Here is a 1019-nt window from a genome sequence, read left to right on the forward strand (position 1 = left end):
AGGGAACCGTCGACGTGGCGGGACTCGGGTCAACTCGGGCCGACCCGATACCGGCGGAGATTTTCGGTGATCGGGCTGCCGACGTCGTTCGTCATCTCGTGGCCCGAGACGGTTGGGTGTTCATTATCTCGCCCGCTCTCGCGGAGGCGGACCTCAATTCAGTGACTCCCGGGGAGATTCGTCGGTTGTACTCCGGCGACATTACCAGTTGGCGAACTTTGGGAGGTCCCGACGTGGAACCGTTCCTCTTTCTCGGACCCGCGGTCACCAGCGACACCAACACATCTTACGAGGACTTTTTCCTCGCCGGCGACACGACCCCATCAGCGCTCGACTACCGAGCCGGCCGAGCAACCCAACTGGTGTCGGCTGCGGCGAAACGAGACAACGCGCTTGGAGTCCTCCACGCGTCCGACGTCAGCCTTGCCCGCGAGCACGAGGTCCCACTTCTGGACGTGACTATCGACGGTGACAGTGTGAGCGTGTACGAGGAGGGGTACCCACTGACGGACGACGTCTATCTGTACACGCACGGCGAGCCTGCGCCCCGTGAACGAGCGTTCTTGGAACTGTTGTCCTCCTCCTTCGGCCAACGAGAACTCGTTGGCAGAGACTTGTTCCCCGCCGAACCGCCTGTGGATTGGTGAACGACGGACGACCCGTGATCCGAACATCTTACGCATGTGACGGAATCGTCGTGGGTGATTTGCGCGGTGTATTCAGCACAAGCCCACCAAACTATCAGTTACGTCGTCTGCGCCGTCCTCGCGACTGCCCCTTCGAGTCCCACCCCCGCACAGCACCTCACGCCTCCCTAGCCTCGTCGGCCGGCCTCCGCTTCGCTCCGACCGGCCGACTCCCTCGCGCCTGCTCTCGCCGCAGTTGTTATTTACAAGTGATCGTCGCCGCCGCTCGTCGGTAAATAAATACCGCCTCGTCGATCCCGCGCTCGATCACCGAGAATTATCCCTCGGTCGGTCGAACGGGTGGTATGCCACTCGCGGACCCCGACCTCTCGG

At 62.4% G+C, this 1019-nt stretch carries 1 protein-coding gene; it reads left to right on the forward strand.

Annotation, left to right across the window (positions count from 1 at the left end; translation table 11 throughout):
- On the forward strand, positions 1-647 hold a 647-nt coding region (locus U4E84_RS18770), incomplete at its 5' end, for a substrate-binding domain-containing protein (protein WP_322533559.1).
- Between the last annotated feature and the right edge of the window lie 372 nt (positions 648-1019).

Source organism: Halorubrum sp. AD140 (genome assembly GCF_034497445.1).
In the GTDB taxonomy this organism is placed as follows: Archaea; Halobacteriota; Halobacteria; order Halobacteriales; family Haloferacaceae; genus Halorubrum.